The 16,731-nt window shown below is 65.9% G+C and carries 13 protein-coding genes; 9 read left to right on the top strand and 4 right to left on the bottom strand.

What is annotated here, in order from left to right:
* Positions 1–15: 15 nt before the first annotated feature.
* Positions 16–312 (bottom strand): 50S ribosomal protein L28, encoded by a 297-nt coding sequence (gene rpmB / locus FPZ24_RS13995; RefSeq protein ID WP_146572976.1) that lies wholly within the window; start codon positions 310–312, stop codon positions 16–18.
* A gap of 153 nt (positions 313–465) precedes the next feature.
* Between rpmB and FPZ24_RS13990 the strand changes: the two genes are divergently transcribed.
* From FPZ24_RS13990 to FPZ24_RS13980, 3 genes are read left to right on the top strand one after another with little or no spacing between them, the layout of a single operon-like run.
* Positions 466–720: a hypothetical protein gene (locus tag FPZ24_RS13990; RefSeq protein ID WP_146572974.1), complete on the top strand. Its 255-nt coding sequence runs from the start codon at positions 466–468 to the stop codon at positions 718–720.
* A gap of 23 nt (positions 721–743) precedes the next feature.
* Positions 744–1,172, top strand: a complete 429-nt coding sequence (locus tag FPZ24_RS13985) for a nucleoside deaminase (protein ID WP_146572972.1) — start codon at positions 744–746, stop codon at positions 1,170–1,172.
* 51 nt (positions 1,173–1,223) lie between these two features.
* Positions 1,224–2,522 carry a hemolysin family protein gene (locus tag FPZ24_RS13980; protein ID WP_146572970.1) on the top strand — a complete coding sequence of 433 codons (1,299 nt, stop codon included), beginning with the start codon at positions 1,224–1,226 and terminating at the stop codon, positions 2,520–2,522.
* Here the strand turns inward: FPZ24_RS13980 and FPZ24_RS13975 are convergent.
* On the bottom strand, positions 2,519–3,232 hold the full coding sequence (locus FPZ24_RS13975) for a hypothetical protein (protein WP_240047486.1): 714 nt from the start codon (positions 3,230–3,232) through the stop codon (positions 2,519–2,521). The genes FPZ24_RS13980 and FPZ24_RS13975 overlap by 4 nt on opposite strands.
* A gap of 81 nt (positions 3,233–3,313) precedes the next feature.
* Positions 3,314–5,104 (bottom strand): vWA domain-containing protein, encoded by a 1,791-nt coding sequence (locus FPZ24_RS13970; RefSeq protein ID WP_240047485.1) that lies wholly within the window; start codon positions 5,102–5,104, stop codon positions 3,314–3,316.
* 307 nt (positions 5,105–5,411) lie between these two features.
* Here FPZ24_RS13970 and FPZ24_RS13965 point away from each other — a divergent pair, with 307 nt between their 5' ends.
* On the top strand, positions 5,412–6,164 hold the full coding sequence (locus FPZ24_RS13965; RefSeq protein ID WP_146572966.1) for a PEPxxWA-CTERM sorting domain-containing protein: 753 nt from the start codon (positions 5,412–5,414) through the stop codon (positions 6,162–6,164).
* A gap of 72 nt (positions 6,165–6,236) precedes the next feature.
* Here FPZ24_RS13965 and purD read toward each other — a convergent pair whose 3' ends face one another.
* A complete protein-coding gene (purD, locus tag FPZ24_RS13960; protein ID WP_146572964.1) occupies positions 6,237–7,493 on the bottom strand; it encodes a phosphoribosylamine--glycine ligase in 1,257 nt (418 codons plus the stop codon).
* On the opposite strand from purD, the gene xseA reads away from it, so the two are divergent.
* From xseA to FPZ24_RS13935, 5 genes are all read left to right on the top strand, one after another.
* A complete protein-coding gene (gene xseA / locus FPZ24_RS13955) occupies positions 7,492–8,865 on the top strand; it encodes an exodeoxyribonuclease VII large subunit (protein ID WP_146572962.1) in 1,374 nt (457 codons plus the stop codon). The genes purD and xseA overlap by 2 nt on opposite strands.
* Positions 8,866–8,875: 10 nt before the next feature.
* Positions 8,876–9,076, top strand: coding sequence for a DUF2093 domain-containing protein (locus FPZ24_RS13950; protein WP_146572960.1), 201 nt, complete (start codon positions 8,876–8,878; stop codon positions 9,074–9,076).
* Positions 9,073–9,990 (top strand): M23 family metallopeptidase, encoded by a 918-nt coding sequence (locus tag FPZ24_RS13945; protein WP_146572958.1) that lies wholly within the window; start codon positions 9,073–9,075, stop codon positions 9,988–9,990. The genes FPZ24_RS13950 and FPZ24_RS13945 overlap by 4 nt, the downstream gene beginning before the upstream one ends.
* A gap of 239 nt (positions 9,991–10,229) precedes the next feature.
* Positions 10,230–13,268 carry a TonB-dependent receptor domain-containing protein gene (locus tag FPZ24_RS13940; RefSeq protein WP_146572956.1) on the top strand — a complete coding sequence of 1,013 codons (3,039 nt, stop codon included), beginning with the start codon at positions 10,230–10,232 and terminating at the stop codon, positions 13,266–13,268.
* 301 nt (positions 13,269–13,569) lie between these two features.
* The gene (locus FPZ24_RS13935; protein WP_240047484.1) at positions 13,570–16,665 is read left to right on the top strand and encodes a TonB-dependent receptor plug domain-containing protein; all 3,096 of its coding nucleotides are present in this window, start codon (positions 13,570–13,572) and stop codon (positions 16,663–16,665) included.
* Positions 16,666–16,731 lie beyond the last annotated feature (66 nt).

Raw genomic sequence — 16,731 nt, 5'->3', positions numbered from 1 at the left:
TCGCAGCGAATCGGCTTATGCCGCTGCGGCGGCGCTCAGCTTCTTCTTGATGTCGCGCTTCAAGCGGCGGGCGCGCAGCGACAGATCGTCGTCGCTCGTCTTCACCAGCCAATTGTCGAGACCGCCGTTGTGCTCGACCGAGCGCAGACCGTGCGTCGATACGCGCAGCTTCACCGACGTGCCCAGCGCGTCCGACATCAGCGTCACGTTCTGCAGGTTGGGCAGGAACGTACGCTTGGTCTTGTTGTTGGCGTGGGAAACGTTGTTACCCACCTGCCGGCCCTTGCCGGTCAGCTCGCAAATGCGCGACATGCTATTAATCCTGAGTTTCGGGCGGTTGCCCGGAAAGGTGGCGCGGATAGCGGCATGCGCCGCGAAGGTCAACAGATTCGCTGCGGGTCGATGCAACCCCGCGCGGCAATAGTGGTTTATTACGACAACGATTCGATTACAGGAGGGATTATAATGCGTTTCTTGCTCGCTCTGGTCGGCCTCGCGGCCGTGGTCGTCATCATCCTGCTCGCCACGGGCATGCTGCGCCTGAACGGCACTGCCGGCACGCTGCCGACCGTCAAACTCGAGGGCGGCTCTGCACCTGCTGTAACAGCCAATATGGCCACGGTGACCGTGGGAACCGAGAACAAGACGATCGAAGTGCCAAAGGTCAGCATCAACAAGCCTGGCGAGCCTGCCCCGGCCAATACGGCGACCGCGCAATAAGCGGGTTCGCGCTACCGGCCCCGATGCGCGCCGCGCTCGATGCGGCCGCCGCTGCCGCTGCCGAGGGGGAGGTCCCCGTCGGCGCGGCGGTGGTGTTCGGCGGGGAGATCATCGCCACCGCGGCCAATGCGCCGCGCGGGCTGCACGATCCGACCGCGCACGCCGAGATGCTGGCGATTCGCCGGGCGGCCGAGGCGATCGGCGACGACCGGCTGAGTGACTGCGATCTCTGGGTAACGCTGGAACCCTGCGCGATGTGCGCCGGCGCGATCGCGCATGCCCGGATCGCGCGGCTCTATTACGGTGCAAGCGATCCGAAGGGCGGCGCGGTCGAACACGGCCCGATGCTGTTCGCGCAGCCCACGGTGCATCACCGCCCCGAAGTCTATGGCGGGATCGGCGAAAGCGAGGCCGCGGGGTTGCTGCGCGACTTCTTCCTCAGCCGCCGCTAGCGGGGATCGGTTGCGCACCGCGCCCGCGCCCGTATAGGCTGACCCCGCATCATGGCACCCTATCCCTGGATCGACGTCGTCATCATCCTCGTGCTCGTCGCGGTGAACGGCGTATTCGCGATGAGCGAACTCGCGATAGCCTCGTCGCGCAAGGCACGGCTGGAGGCGTTGGCGCGGACCGGCAGCAGGGGGGCACGCGCGGCGCTGACACTCGCCGCCGATCCCGGCAAGTTCCTATCGACCGTCCAGGTCGGTATCACGCTGATCGCGGTGCTGTCGGGTGCCTATTCGGGCGAGGCGCTGGGCGGCCCGACCGCCGACCGGCTCGAGCCGCTGGGCCTGAGCCACGAAACCGCGCAGACCGTCGGCTTCGTACTGGTGATCGGCGTCACGACCTTCGTCTCGCTGATCGTCGGCGAGCTGGTACCCAAGCAGATCGCACTGCGCTCGCCCGAACCGATCGCAGCGGTGATGGCGATCCCGATGACCTGGCTGTCGAAGGCGGCGGCGCCCGTCGTGTGGCTGCTCGATTCGACCAGCAAGGCGATCTTCTGGGTGCTGGGCATGCGGCGCGAGAGCGAGGACCAGGTCACTGCCGAGGAACTACATCTGATCGTCGCCGAGGCGTCGAAATCGGGCGTTATCGAGGAGCACGAACGTTCGATCATCTCAGGCGTCGTGCGGCTGGCGGACCGCCCCGTGCGCGAGGTCATGACGCCGCGTACCGAAGTGGAATGGCTCGATATCGGGCTCGATCCCGCGGGCATTCGTGAGAAACTCGCGGCGTCGCCGCACACGCGCCTGCCGGTCGCCGAAGGATCGGTCGATGCGGTGATCGGGGTCGTCCAGGCGCGCGACATCGTCGCGGCGGCGATCAAGGGCGAACCGCTCGACCTCAAGGTGCTGATGCGCGCGGCACCGGTGGTGATCGATCAGCTCGACGCGATGGACGCGCTCGTCCGCCTGCGCCGTGCCGAGGTGCCGATGGCGCTGATCCACGACGAATACGGCCATTTCGAAGGGATCGTGACGCCCGCCGATCTGCTCGCGGCGATTGCGGGTGACTTCGCGTCGGACACCGATCCGCACGAAGCGCCCGATTTCGTCCATCGCGACGATGGCAGCTATCTCGTCGCCGGCTCGGCGTCAGCGGATCTGCTCGCGGAAAAGCTCGATCTCGATCTGCCCGACGACCGCGATTACGCCACAGCCGCGGGGTTCGCGCTCGCCGCGTTCCGGCGCCTGCCGGCGGAAGGCGAGAGCGTCACCGAGCAGGGCTGGACGTTCGAAGTGGTCGATCTCGATGGGCGGCGGATCGACAAGTTGCTGGTCAGCCGCGAGCGGTCCTAACCCAGCTTCCCGAACTCCGCTTCGTAGGCGGCGGTGTCGCCGCTCGCGAGAAGCTTCGCCTGATCGATCCAGCGGTCGCGCCCCATGCGGCCGGTAAACGCGCCGAGTTGGACGTCGAGCTCGCTCGCCTGATCGGATGTCAGCGCGGCGAGTTGATCGACCTGCGTGATGCCGCGCTCGGCGAGCATTGCCGCGACTTTCGGACCCAGCCCCTTGATCGTGGTCAGCGCAAGCGCGCCGGCGAAGTTCGGCGCGGGCTCCGGCGCGGGCGGCGGCGGGGGAGGTGCGGCTTCGACCGGAGCAGGCGCCGGTTCGGGATCGGGTGCCTGTTCGGGCGGTGCGACCGGGGCAGGAGCCTGTTCCGGCTTCGGTATCGGTGGCGCGACCGGAGCAGGCGCAGGGGCCGGTTTCGGCGCCGGCATGGGCTCGGGCGCCGGGACCGGCTCGGCCTTTACCGGCAGATCGTGGTCGGGCTCCTTGGCGACGGGTTCGACATTGGTCTCGGCCGCGACCGGGTCCGTTTCGGGCGGCAGGTCGACGCCGGCTTCGTCCGCGCGCTCCTCTGCGGCTTCTTCGGCGCGATGGCGTTCGGCGGCCTGGCGGCGGCCGTAGATGATGCCGGCGACGACGATCACCGCGGCGATCGCCATCACGATCAGGCCGATGATCGTCCAGCTATAAAAAGCGTCGGCGGCCCCGCCGGGGCTCATCGTTGACGTCTGCATAAGGTCCCCAAAAAGCTATCGCCCGCCACCCTAAGCGGGCGACGGGCGATACGCCAGAGACGCCGATCAGTCGGCGGCGCCGCGTCCACCGGCCATGCCGGTCAGGCGGACGAATTCCTGCCGCCAATAGCCGTTGGGCGATCCCGCCAGCCGCTGAATGTCGGCATAACGATAGCTGCCCAGATACTTGTCGCCGCGCAGCTTCTGGCCGAACGCCGCGACCGCTGTGACGAACGCCATGTCGCCGGACGGATACGCCGCGCTGACCATCAGCGATGCCGGGATCGGCCGGCTGATCAGCCGCGACGCGCCGCCTTCGGGCAGCTTGTAGCGCAGCTTGACGAACGCGAGCTCGTTCGCGCCGACCGATGCTGGGCGATTTGGCCGCGCATTGGCCGGATAGCGGCGGTCGGGAAGCCAGCCCGCACCGTTCGCTGGGACGATCTCGTACAGCGCCGTCACCTGATGCCCCGCGCCCATGTCGCCGGCATCGACCGCATCGTTGTTGAAGTCCTCCTCAGCCAGCGCGCGGTTCTCATAGCCGATCAAGCGGTATTCCTTGACGGCGGCGGGGTTGAACTCGACCTGGACCTTCACATCCCTGGCGATGGTCACCATCGTCGCGGAGAGCTCGTCGTCGAGCACCTTTTCGGCCTCGCGCTCGCTGTCGATATAGGCGTAGTTGCCGTTCCCGACATCGGCGATCTTTTCCATCATCGCTTCGTTGTAATTGCCTTGGCCGAAGCCGAGCGTGGTCAGCGTGATGCCGTCGTCGCGCTGTGCCTTGACCATTTCTTCCAGCGTCTTGTTGTCGCTGATCCCGACGTTGAAGTCACCGTCGGTCGCCAGGAAGATGCGGTTGATCCCGCCGCGCACGAAATTGGCCCGCGCGGTGTCGTAGGCCAGCTTGATGCCGGCCCCACCCGCGGTCGACCCGCCCGCTTGCAGGCAATCGAGCGCCGCCTTGACGTAGCGCTTGTCGCTCGTCGGTTCGAGCACGATCCCGGCATTACCGGCATAGACCACGATCGATACGCGATCGTCGGGGCGCAGGCGGTTGGCGAGCGTCGTCAGCGCCGATTTCACCAGCGGTAATTTATCGGCTTCGTTCATCGACCCGGACACATCGACCAGGAACACCAGGTTCGCGCGTGGGCGGTCGTTCGTGGAGACGTCATAGCCCCGCAGTCCGATGCGGAGCAGCCGCGTCGCCGGGTTCCACGGCGTCTTGGCGACATCGGTGGTCACGCTGAACGGCTGCGTCCGGTCGGACGGGCGCGGATAATCGTAGCGGAAATAGTTGATCATCTCCTCGGTCCGCACTGCGTCGGGTGGCGGCGTGCCGCCATCGCTGAGGAAGCGGCGGACGTTCGCGTAGGATCCGGTATCGACATCGACCGAGAAGGTGGAGACCGGCGCGGCGGCGACCGACTGGATCGATGCGACCGCCTTGCCATCATAGCGTTCGGTGTTTTGTTTGCTGCCGTAAGGCGGGGCGTAGCCACCGTTCGCGGCCGTGCTCATCGGCGCCGCCATGACGGGTGGCGGGGGCGCGGGCGGCGAAGGCGGTGCGTAGGACGGTATGGCTTCGGCGCGGCGGCGCTCACCACGCTTGGCCAGCGATCCGGTGACGACGATCGAATCCGCGCTCTTGTCGACCTTGGTGCTGCCGCGGCGCGGCTGCGGCACGACCGGCATCGGCGCATAATTGTATTCGGGCTGGCCGACGCGGCAGCGCACCGGCGAATAATCGTCGCGCGGTGGGACCACGGTGCGCTGTGCGACGAGCGGCACCGGCGCGGCGGACGTAAGGAGCAGGGCGCTAAGCCCCATCAGCAAGGCAGGCTTGGACTGCATGACAATTCCCCTCGGCTAACTGGGCCGGCTACGTTCCGGTCCCGTAAGGGTTGTCGCACCGCTTTCCTGAATGCCAGCAGAACAGAATGTTACAACATTACATTTGTAGCTAGCCCTGCACTACGTCGCCATTGTTGTCCGCCGGATTGTCTCAGAGATTCGGGGCGAGACCGAGCCGTCCCACCGTGGGACATGTCGTATTCCTGCAATCATTGATCGGTTAAAATCCGTTAACTTCGATCAAAGTGTATCAAGCGTGAGTCGATCGGCCCGCTTCGTGGGCCTTAGTCCATTGGGGAGATATATAATGAAAACCACACTTCTCGCCGCTGGCGCCGTCGTCGCGGCTGCCATTGCCGCGACACCGGCTCAGGCTCAGATGTCGGTCCAGTACTTCACCGTTCAGGACAATAACCGTGATATCAGCGGCACTGGCGCATCGGGCAGCTTTACGAACGGCGTGCTAACGACGCTCGGGCCGAACGGCCTGCCCGTGATCACGGCCGCCAACCCGTTGAACGCGGTCGATTACAACCCCGTCACGAAAGAACTCTATTGGTGGACGCCGGGCGCGCCGAACATCAACGTCGTGTCGACGGGGACCGGCCTCATCGCCGGCAACTCCTTCACCGATACGACGTTCTTCCCGACCAATGGTGCCGGGTCATCCAACGGGGGACAGAACGGTTTCCAGACCGCGATCTTCTCCGGCAATTTCTTCCTGAACGCCGCTCAGTCGGTGCTGTTCTCGATCAGCGCCGATGACGACGCCTTCCTGTTCGTCGATGGCGTATCGGCGCTGCAGAATGGCGGTATCCATGCGGCGACGACGCAGAATGCCAATGTCAACCTTGGGGCGGGTTCGCACTCGTTCGTTCTCTTCTATGCCGACCGGCAAGAGACGGATGCGCAACTGTCGTTCAGCCTGCCTTCCAATATCGTCATCACGCCGGGCGTTCCCGAGCCCGCTACCTGGGCGATGATGGTATTGGGCTTTGGCGCGATCGGTGGTGCGCTCCGCCGTCGTCAGGCTGTTGCGGCTCGCGTCCGCTTCGCCTGAGCCTTTCTATCGGCAAAAAAGGGGCGTCGGTCGCGAGACCGGCGCCCCTTTTTATTGGTGGCGGCGCGACCGTTACGCCTCCCGCGCCACCTCTTTGGCGCCAATGTCGCGGCGGCAGAAGCCGGTGGGGAAATCGATCGCATCGACCGCGCGATACGCAGCGGTTTGCGCGGCCCGAACGGTGGGGCCGGTGGCGGTGACCGCGAGGACGCGCCCGCCCGCGGCGACGAGCTGCCCGTCGACGAGCTTGGTGCCCGCCTGGAAGACTTTGGCGGGGGCGACGTCGGCGACGCCGTGGATCGCGCCGCCGGTTTGGGGCGTGCCGGGATAGCCTTTGGCAGCGATCACAACGGTCAGCGCGACCTCGTCGCGGAACACCGGCGGCGGGGCGTCGGCCAGCCGCCCTTCCGCCACCGCGAGCATCAGCGGGAGCAGGTCGCTCTCCAGTCGCATCATCAGGACCTGACATTCGGGATCGCCAAACCGCGCGTTATATTCGATCAGCTTGGGGCCGTCCGCGGTCAGGATCAGCCCGGCGTAGAGGACGCCCGAATAGGGCATCCCCTCCGCCGCCAGCGTCGAGACGGTGGGGGCGACGATCTCGGTCAGCGCGTGGCGTTCGAGCGCAGCGGACAGCACGCGCGCGGGGCTGTAGGCGCCCATCCCGCCGGTGTTCGGCCCGGTATCGCCGTCGCCAACGCGCTTGTGGTCCTGCGCCGATCCGAACGGAACGATCGTGGTTCCGTCGGTCAGCGCGAACAGGCTGACTTCCTCGCCGGTCAGGAATTCCTCGATCACCGCGCTGGAGCCCGGCTCGGCGAACAGCGTGACCACCGCCTCGATCGCTTCGGCCATCGTCATCGCCACGGTCACGCCCTTGCCCGCGGCGAGGCCGTCGGCCTTCACGACGACCGGCGCGCCGAACGCGTCGAGCGCGTCACGTGCTTCGTCGCGCGAATGGACAGCGCGATAGCGAGCCGTGGGAATGTTCGCGCGGTCGCAGACGGCCTTGGTGAAAGCCTTGGATCCTTCGAGTTGCGCGGCGGCCTTGCTCGGCCCGAACACGGCAAAACCGGCGGCGCGGAGGTCGTCGGTGATGCCGGCGACGAGCGGTGCTTCCGGGCCGACCACGACCAAGCCAATGTCGTGCGACCGACAGAAATCGACCACCGCCGCGTGATCGGCGACGTCCAGCGCGACGACCTCGGCCTCCTCGGCAATCCCAGGATTTCCCGGCGCGGCATAGAGTTTTGTCAGGAGCGGCGATTGCGCGAGCTTCCACGCGAGGCCATGTTCGCGTCCACCCGATCCGATCAGCAGGACGTTCATGCCAGACCCTTTTCCCGAAGATTCGCCGCGGCTGGTAGCCGAGGCCATGCCAGGCGACAATGCGGCGCCCGAAAGCGTCGGCGAACTGTCCAACAGGCTCAAGCGCATGGTCGAGGGCGAGTTCGGCCGCGTGCGGCTGCGCGGCGAGATATCGGGCTATAAGCGCGCGGCGTCGGGACACGTCTATCTGGCGCTGAAGGACGATGCCGCGGTGATCGACGGCGTGATGTGGAAGGGGCAGGCGGCCTTGCTGCCTTTCACCGCGCAGGACGGGATCGAGGTAATCGCGAGCGGCAAGCTGACGACGTATCCCGGCCGCTCCAAATACCAGATCGTGATCGACCGGATGGAACTGGCCGGCGAGGGCGCGCTGATGGCGCTGTTCGAGAAGCTCAAGGCGCAATTGGGCGCGGAAGGGCTGTTCGATCAGGCGCGCAAGAAGTCGCTGCCGTTCATGCCGCGTACGATCGGTGTGGTGACCTCGCCGACCGGCGCGGTGATCCGCGACATCCTCCACCGCCTCGCCGATCGGTGTCCGACGCGCGTGATCGTCTGGCCGGTCAAGGTGCAGGGGGCGGGCGCGGCCGAGGAAGTCGCGGCGGCGGTGCGCGGGTTCGATGCGCTCGAGCCCGGCGGCGCGTTGCCGCGGCCCGATCTGGTGATCGTCGCGCGCGGCGGCGGGTCGATCGAGGATTTGTGGGCGTTCAACGAGGAGGTGGTCGTGCGCGCGGTCGCGGGTTGCTCGATCCCGATCGTCTCCGCGGTGGGCCACGAGACCGACACGTCGCTCTGCGACCACGCCGCCGATCTACGCGCGCCGACCCCGACCGCGGCGGCGGAACTGGCGGTGCCGGTGCTCGCCGATCTGCGGCTCAGCCTCGACGCTTACGCCCAACGCAGCGAGCGGTGCGCGCGGCGCTACGTCGAGCGCGGGCGCGAGCGCGTCGAGGCGCAGGCGCGGTTGCTGCCCAAGCGCGACGCCTTGCTCGGCCCGCAGCGCCAGCGCGCAGACGATGCGGGGCAACGGCTCGACCGCGCGCTCGAACGCCGGGTGACGGTGGCGCGGGGCGAACTCGATCGGACGGCAGGCGCGTTGCGGCCAGCGCTGCTCACGCAACGCATCGCAGCGGCGCGGCAGCGGATGGACCAGACGTTCAAGCTGATCGAGGCGCTCAATCCGAAACACGTGCTCGACCGCGGCTATGCGCTGGTGACCGATCGCACGGGCGGCGTGCTCAGTTCGGCGGCTGCGGCGCGCAAGGCGGGTGCGCTCACTGTCCGGTTCGGGGACGGCGAGGTTGCCGCGCGGGTTGAGGGGACGGCACCCAAAACCTATGCTAAACCGACGCCCGACCAGCCGACTTTGCTTTGAGGAACCGCCAATGCTGATGTCCAATACCGACCGGCCGGCGCGGCTCCATTATATGGCGAACGGCTTTCGCGTGCTCACGCCGGGCAACCATGTGACGTGCGCGGTGTCGGGGGCGGCGATCGATCTCGACGATCTTCGTTACTGGAGCGTGGCGCGGCAGGAAGCCTATGCCGACGCAAGCTTCGCGCTCGAGGCCGAAACTAAGGCATGAAGCGTGCGCGGCGATGGGTGGCGGGGTTCGCCGTCCTGATCGCCAGCGGTAGTTGCGTGGAAGCAGCACCCGCGCCGCAAGCCTTGCCGCCCGCCGTCATCGTGACGCCAACGCGTCCGGTACCCAAGGCGCCGCCGGTGCCGCTCGGCGATTTCGTGCTGAAGGGCAGCTTGATCCAGGGCGGGTTAGTACTCGGCATGGCGCCCGCCGGGACGTCCGCCCTGATGCTCGACGGCGCGCCCGTGCCGATCGCGGCGGACGGATCGTTCGTGATCGCGTTCGACCGCGATGCCCGACCCGTCGCGATGCTGGAGGCGCGGTCGGCGAGCGGGGAAACCATTTCGCGCACGCTCAGCATCAGCCCGCGCGCCTGGGCGATCTCGCGGCTGGCCACACTCCCCAAATTCCCCGTCCCGCCCGCCGATTTCGACCGTATCCGCCCCGGCGAAATCGCGCAGATCAACGCCGCGCGCAAAGTGCCGGTGGATAGCCAGGGATGGCGTCAGCCGTTCCTGTGGCCGGCAACCGGGCGCATTTCGACGTTGTTCGGCTCGCAGCGCATCTATCGGAACGGCGTGGCGGGGGCGTATCATTCGGGCATCGACATCGCCGTCCCGCAAGGCACGCCGGTGCTCGCACCGGCCGACGGCGTCGTTACCCTGGCGTCGGATCACGCCTTCCTGCTCGAGGGCAACCTGCTGCTGGTCGCGCACGGCATGGGCGTCGAAAGCGCGTTCATGCATCTGTCGCGGATATTGGTGTCGCCGGGCCAGCGCGTGCTACGCGGTCAGGTCATAGCCTATTCGGGAGCGACCGGGCGCGTTACCGGCGCTCACCTGCACTGGTCGCTGCGCTGGTGGAGTGCGAAGATCGACCCTTTATTGGTGGCGGGGCCGATGTCGGGCACGCGGTAGGCAATGCGGCCGACTGTCCTATCGTGATAAGACACCAATTCTGACCCATTGTGGCAAACTAGTTACAAACCAGCAACAATCGTCACCCCGTATATTGCATCCCCTTTACTTGACGGACGCCCTCCGCGACGAAGCGTGATCGGTTGGGCTGGAGGGCTTGCGACCGTTTTTGGGGGATTTGGCTGGCGAGCGGAGGGTCCGTGCGCCGGTCCGATCCCATATTGGGGATGTCTACCACCATGGCTTTCACTCGCTCGACGTCGAAGCGCCGCTTGCTCGCGACCGCGGCTCCGCTCGGAATTCTCTTGCTGGCGATGCCGGCACACGCGCAAACCGCTGCGCCTGACGCCACGCCAGCGCCGGCTGCCGCCGACGATCAGACGGCAGCGTCCGATTCGGCCGACATCGTCGTGACCGGTACGCTGTTCAGCACGAAGGGTCTGACGACCACCGCGTCGCCGGTGACCGTGCTGACCGCGGAGACGCTCGACAAGGCGGGCATCACCAACGTGTCCGACGCGGTGCGTTCGATCTCGGCCGACGGCGCGGGGTCGATCGGCAACGGCTTCTCGAGCGGCTTCTCGGCCGGTGGCTCGGCGGTCTCGCTGCGCAACCTCGGCGTGTCGTCGACGATCACGCTGATCGACGGTCAGCGGTCGGCCAACTTCCCGCTGAACGACGACGGTCACAACAATTACGTCGATCTCAACTCGATCCCGATGGTCAACGTCGCCAGCGTGCAGGTGCTGAAGGACGGCGCCTCGTCGCTGTACGGCGCGGACGCGATCGGCGGCGTGGTCAACATCATCACGCGCAAGACCGTGAACGGTGTCGAAGGCGGCATCGACGGCGGCGTGTCGGAGCGGGGCGACCTGCCCAAGTATCGCGCGCGCCTGCTCGCCGGGTTCGGCGACTACAACACGCAAGGCTTCAACATCTATATCGGTGCCGATTACGACCGTAGCGGCCTCGTCACCAACGACTCGCTCGGCTTCCCGTTCAACACGCTCGACCTGCGCGCGATCGGCGGCAACGACAACAACCGTGCCGACGACACGCTGACCACGGCGACGACGAACGCGGTTGTCACGCGTACGACCCAGACCGACCTCAACAACCCGCTGGCGGGTTCGGTCGCCAACGCGACGACCCCGGCGATCTTCAACTCGCTGACCCCGCTCGCCAACTGTCCGTACGGCACCTTCTCGGAAAATACGGCGTCGCGCATCGGCACCGCCTGCGCGCACGACATTCAGAAGGAATATGCGATCTTCCTGCCGAAGCAGGAGCGCTACGACTTCGTCGGTCGCGCCAGCTTCCGTCTCGGTAGCAGCATCGAAGGCTATCTGTCGGGCAGCTATTCGAGCAACCGTGTCACGCTGACCGGCGCGCCGGCTGCGATCCGCCAGACCCAGGCATTCGGCGGCAGCCCGGCGACCGCGACGAGCGCTCCCGGCATCGTTCTGCCGGTGTGGATCTGCCCGTCGGGCGTGAACTGCGCGGATCCGGCGACCGCCGGCCGCACGCTCAACCCGAACAACCCCTACGCCGCCGCTTTTGCCGCCAACCCGGCCGCCGGCGCTGCGCGTATCTATTATCTGTTCGGCGACATCCCGGCGGTCCGCAGCCGCGTCAACACGGTCTACCGGATCACCGGCGGGCTGAAGGGCAGCATCGGCGATAACTGGAACTGGAACATCAATTCCGCTTATTCGCGCGACAACCTCGACGCGAAGCAGACCGGTCCGTTCAACCTGGCCGGCCTGGTCAAGGCGATCAACACGGGCGCCTACAACTTCGTCAACCCGAGCCTGAACAGCCAGGCGGTGCGCGACATGGTAGCGCCGCCGATCCGCGCGAAGTCGGATTCGACCGAGTTCACGGTCGACGCGACGGTCAGCGGCAAGCTGATGACGCTGTCGGGCGGCGATCTGCAGCTCGCGGTCGGCGGCCAGTTCCGCCGCGAGGAGTTGAACAACCGCAGCATCAACCCGAACCTCGACCTGCCGGGCGTCTCGACCGCGCAGGCGTTCGGCAAGCGCTCGGTCTGGGCCGGCTATTTCGAACTCGACGCGCCGGTCCTCAGCATCCTCGATATCCAGGTGTCGGGCCGCTACGACCATTATTCGACGGGCATCGGCCGGTTCTCGCCGAAGGTCGGCGTGAAGTTCGAGCCGGTGAAGGGCGTCGCGCTGCGCGGCACCTATTCGGAGGGCTTCCGTGCCCCGACCTTCGCCGAATCGGATCCGCGCAGCTCGTTCTCGGGCTTCGTCGGCTACACCCCGAACGCCGCGTTCGTCGCGGCTCACCCGGGCAATGCCGGCTACACGGCGGCCTACAGCCTGGGCCGCGGTTTCGTCGGTAACCCGAACATCCAGCCGGAAATCTCGCGCAGCTTCACGGCGGGTGCGATCATCGATCCGGTGCCGTGGCTGACGTTCACGGCCGATTACTTCCGCGTGAAGAAGTCGAACCTGATCATCACCGGTCCGCTGGTGGCCGATGCGATCAACGCTTATTATTCGGTCGCGAACCAGACCTTCGCATCGGCCGCCGCTGCGTCGGCGGCGGGCTGCGCCAAGGTCGCCGCGATCGGCGCGGGCTATTCGTGCAACGTCATCGACGGCGCCGATCCCTCGAACCTCAACTCGCTGCCGCGTCTGCTCGTGCTCAACGCGCCGTACGTGAACTCGGCGTACCTGGTCGTCTCGGGCCTCGAGTTCAGCCTCGATGCGCGCATTCCGATCTCGGACGGCGTGCGGTTCGAAAGCCGCCTCGACGTCCAGGAGACGCTGCAGTACGACCTGCATCCGACGGGCGGCGCGGTGCAGAAATATGCCGGCACGGTGGGTCCGGAAGATCTGTCGTCGGGCGGCGGTACGCCACGCTGGCGCGGCAACTGGCAGAACTCGCTGGTCGCCGGTCCGTTCTCGCTGACCGCCACGACCTATTATATCAGCCGCATCAAGGCGGTCGCCGCCGACCAGGCATCGTCGGTCAACGGCGACATCTCGTGCAACGCGGCGATCTACAAGGTCGCGGGTCAGCCGGTCGAGAAGTTCTGCTACGTCAAGAAGTTCATCTACACCGACCTGAACCTCGGCGCGAAGGTGAGCGATCAGTTCTCGTTCTCGCTGACCGTGGGCAATGTGTTCGGTGCGCGCGCACCGACGTTCGCGAACACCGCCTATGCCACCCAGACCAACTATCTGGCATCCTGGCACGCGGCCGGCCTCATCGGCCGGACGTTCAAGGCAGGCGCCACATTCAAGTTCTGAGCTACCGGATCCGGGGGCGGTTCGCCGCTCCCGGCATCCCAGGCACTTCGCTTTCCGACCGGTTGCCAGCCGCCCGACATTAGTGTCGAGGCGGTTTCGGTGCTGCCACAAGCCTGTGTCATTTTAGCTACAGCCGCTTTGAAATTTCGGCTGCAAACTCAAAGCTGCCTTTACAGAGAAGGTCCCGCGCTCCAATCCCCGCCTCCATGGCCCTTTAGACGCATTGCGTCGTGGAGGGGCTTGGCAACCGCCCGGCGAGATCGCGAACAGCGACCGTGGGTTAAGCGAGGGAAACCGCTACGTGACCAAGACTTCGAATTTTTCGCGCTCGCTGCGTGACACCACCGCGCTGACGCTCGTCGGCGCCGTGTCGGCGATGTTCGCGACTCCGGCGATGGCGCAGGACGCTACTGCCGCTGTGGCGCCTCCCGTGGCGGCCGCGGCCGACCAGCCCCAGGACACCCAGGCATCGAACGCCGACATCATCGTCACCGGCTCGATCACGCGCAACCCGGCGTCGGCAACCGCCTCGCCGGTCGTTTCGGTGACCTCGGCCGACCTGCAGAACCGCGGCATCAGCACCGTCGCCGACGCGCTGCAGCTGCTGAGCGCCAACAATGCCGGCACCGCGGCTCCCAGCTGGTCGTCGTTCGGTTTCGCGACGGGCGCCAGCTCGCCGTCGCTGCGCGGTCTGAACAACTCGTACACGCTGGTGCTGTTCAACGGCATGCGTACCGCCAGCTACCCGCTGGGCGATGACGGCTATCGTACCTTCGTCGACATCAACACGATCCCGTCGTCGATCGTCGATCGCATCGACGTGCTGCAGGACGGCGCGTCGGCGACTTACGGTTCGGACGCGATCGCGGGCGTGGTCAACGTCATCATCAAGCGCGAGATTACCGGTCTGCACCTGAACGGTTCGGCCGCTATCTCGCAGCGTGGCGACAATGGCGAGCGCAAGCTCAGCGCGAGCGCCGGTTACGGCAAGCTCGACGAGCAGGGCTTCAACGTTTACATCAACGGCGAGTATCAGAAGAGCGATCCGCTGTTCCTGCGTGACCGTGGCTATCCGTTCAACACCGCCGACCAGAGCAAGATCTGCGGCACCGCGGCGCAAGGCTGCTTGTTCAACGGCATCCGCAACGGCATCCAGGCCAACGGTTCGTACGGCGGCTTCGCATCGACGTCCGTGCCGTTCGTTCGGCCGTACAGCGCAGCCTTCACTTCGCTCGGCGGCAACCAGCTGCTCAACCCGGCTTTGGGTTGCCAGGGCCTGACGGCATACACGCTGACCGCCGCGCAGCGCGCAGCGGGCGGTGTCGATGGCGCCGGTAACTTGATCGCACCGGCGACGGTCTGCCAGGAAGACTTGGTCAACGAGTATCGTTCGTACAACTCGAACATCGAGCGCAAGGGCCTGAACGCTCGCGCGACCTTCAAGCTGGGGTCGTTCGGTGAAGCCTATGTGATGGCCAACTACTACAACACGAAGACCAGCGGCAACAATGCGGGCCCAACCAGCCTGGTCAGCTCGACCGCGAACGGCGGTCCGGTGGTAACGGTCGCTTCGATCTATCTGCCGGCTTATGTCTGCGCCGCGGGCGTGGGCTCGGTCGACGCCGCCGGTCGCGTCGTGGCCACGGGCTGCACCGCGGCCAACGGTACGCTCAACCCGAACAACCCGTTCGCGGCCGCCGGCAATCTGGCGCGCCTGACCGGGCTGGTGCCGGTAACGCGCACGACCGACACCGACACCAAGACTTATCGCTTCACCGGTGGCATCACCGGCACGATCGGCGATGGCTGGAACGTCGCCTTGAACGGCACCGCATCGTCGGTGATCCTCAAGACCGAGAACCGCGGCTATCTCTACCTCCAGGGCTTCCTGGACGCGGTGGCGAAGGGTACGTACAACTTCGTCGATCCGTCGAAGAATACCGAAGCGCAGACGCAGGGCGTGTTCCCGACCAATCGGAACCGCTCGATCTCGAAGCTGACTCAGATCCAGGCGTCGGTCGACAAGGACGTGTTCAAGCTGCCGGGTGGCGACGTCAACATCGCCGTCACCGGTGCCTATCGCTACGAATCGATCAACCAGCCGAGCTCGAACCCGCCCAACACGGTCAACCCGGCCGCGCGCTACTACAGCATCAACGCGGTCAGCGTGGTCGGTAGCCGCCACGTCTGGTCGGCGGGTTACGAAGTCACCGTTCCGATCATCGATCAGCTGAAGCTCAAGGCGCTCGGTTCGTACGACAGCTATTCGAGCGGTCAGAAGGCGTTCTCGCCGAAGTTCGAAGCCGAGTTCAAGCCGATCGAGCAGATCAAGCTGCGCGGTACCTATTCGAAGGGCTTCCGTGCACCGAGCTTCAGCGAATCGTTCGCGTTGCCGACCACTGGCTTCGTGACCGCCTCGACGCCGTGTACGTCACCGACCTATGCCGCGTTCTGCGCTGCGCACACCACCGGTACGGCTACGCCGAACCCGGCTTACGTGAACGGCTACACCTACGGCCTGACGTCGTCGGGTAACCCGAACCTGAAGCCGGAACGGTCCACGTCGTTCACGGGCGGTATCGTGCTCAACCCGATCCCGGCCGTCACGATCACCGTCGATTACTGGCAGACGAAGATCAAGAACGTGATCGTCGGTGCCTCGGCGTCGGACGACATCTTCCAGCAATACTACACCAACAACGGTGTCGTTAACATTCCGAACGTCGTCGTTACGCGGGGTGTGCCGGACGCGTTGAACCCGACGGCGCTGCCGACGATCGGGACGATCGCCGCTCAGTACAAGAACGCGAACCAGTTCCAGGCACGCGGCATCGACTTCTCGGTCTCGGCCCGTGTTCCGATCACGAACGACGTCAAGTGGATCACGAACGCAAACGCCTCGCTGCTGCTGCGCCTTGATCAGACCCTGGAAGACGGCACGGTCAACCGCTTCGACAACTCGCTCGGCCAGTGCGGCATCACCGCCTGCTCGGGTGCGCCGAAGTGGCGCGGTACCTGGCAGAACACGCTGGACTTCAACGGCCAGGGTAACATCAGCCTGACCGCCTACTACACCGCTGGTTATTCGCAGGTCGCGACCGACTCGGGTGGTGTGTATGGCGATTGCCAGCAGAGCACCGACAATGGCCAGATCCTAGCTTACAACAATGGCGATCCGGTGCAGTGCAACACCAAGGCGGTTTTCTATCTCGACGGTCACGCCGAGGTGAAGGTTCAGAACCGCATGACGCTGTATGTCGACGTCAAGAACCTGCTCGACCGCAAGCCGAGCTACGACCCGAACGGCGGTTACGGACTGTATCAGTTCCAGCCGGCCTGGAGCGACAGCCTGTTCGTGGGCCGCTTCTTCCGCGTCGGTGCGAAGGTCGATTTCTAAACCGACCTGAAGACCAAAAATCGGGGCCGCTCCTCTACGGAGCGGCCCTTTTTTGTGCCTGCGATG

The organism is Sphingomonas panacisoli (assembly GCF_007859635.1).
Taxonomy (GTDB): Bacteria; Pseudomonadota; Alphaproteobacteria; order Sphingomonadales; family Sphingomonadaceae; genus Sphingomonas; species Sphingomonas panacisoli.
Note: the sequence above shows the minus strand (reverse complement) of the source record. Positions and strands in the feature narration are given on the sequence as shown.

Bases quoted from the DNA above. Each gene is read 5' to 3' on its own strand.
- FPZ24_RS13970 (WP_240047485.1), bottom strand. From the start codon at position 5,104: ATGCAGTCCAAGCCTGCCTTGCTGATGGGGCTTAGCGCCCTGCTCCTT.
- FPZ24_RS13990 (WP_146572974.1), top strand. From the start codon at position 466: ATGCGTTTCTTGCTCGCTCTGGTCGGCCTCGCGGCCGTGGTCGTCATC.
- FPZ24_RS13945 (WP_146572958.1), top strand. From the start codon at position 9,073: ATGAAGCGTGCGCGGCGATGGGTGGCGGGGTTCGCCGTCCTGATCGCC.
- xseA (WP_146572962.1), top strand. From the start codon at position 7,492: ATGCCAGACCCTTTTCCCGAAGATTCGCCGCGGCTGGTAGCCGAGGCC.
- FPZ24_RS13985 (WP_146572972.1), top strand. From the start codon at position 744: ATGCGCGCCGCGCTCGATGCGGCCGCCGCTGCCGCTGCCGAGGGGGAG.
- FPZ24_RS13950 (WP_146572960.1), top strand. From the start codon at position 8,876: ATGCTGATGTCCAATACCGACCGGCCGGCGCGGCTCCATTATATGGCG.
- FPZ24_RS13975 (WP_240047486.1), bottom strand. From the start codon at position 3,232: ATGAGCCCCGGCGGGGCCGCCGACGCTTTTTATAGCTGGACGATCATC.
- purD (WP_146572964.1), bottom strand. From the start codon at position 7,493: ATGAACGTCCTGCTGATCGGATCGGGTGGACGCGAACATGGCCTCGCG.
- FPZ24_RS13980 (WP_146572970.1), top strand. From the start codon at position 1,224: ATGGCACCCTATCCCTGGATCGACGTCGTCATCATCCTCGTGCTCGTC.
- rpmB (WP_146572976.1), bottom strand. From the start codon at position 312: ATGTCGCGCATTTGCGAGCTGACCGGCAAGGGCCGGCAGGTGGGTAAC.
- FPZ24_RS13940 (WP_146572956.1), top strand. From the start codon at position 10,230: ATGGCTTTCACTCGCTCGACGTCGAAGCGCCGCTTGCTCGCGACCGCG.
- FPZ24_RS13965 (WP_146572966.1), top strand. From the start codon at position 5,412: ATGAAAACCACACTTCTCGCCGCTGGCGCCGTCGTCGCGGCTGCCATT.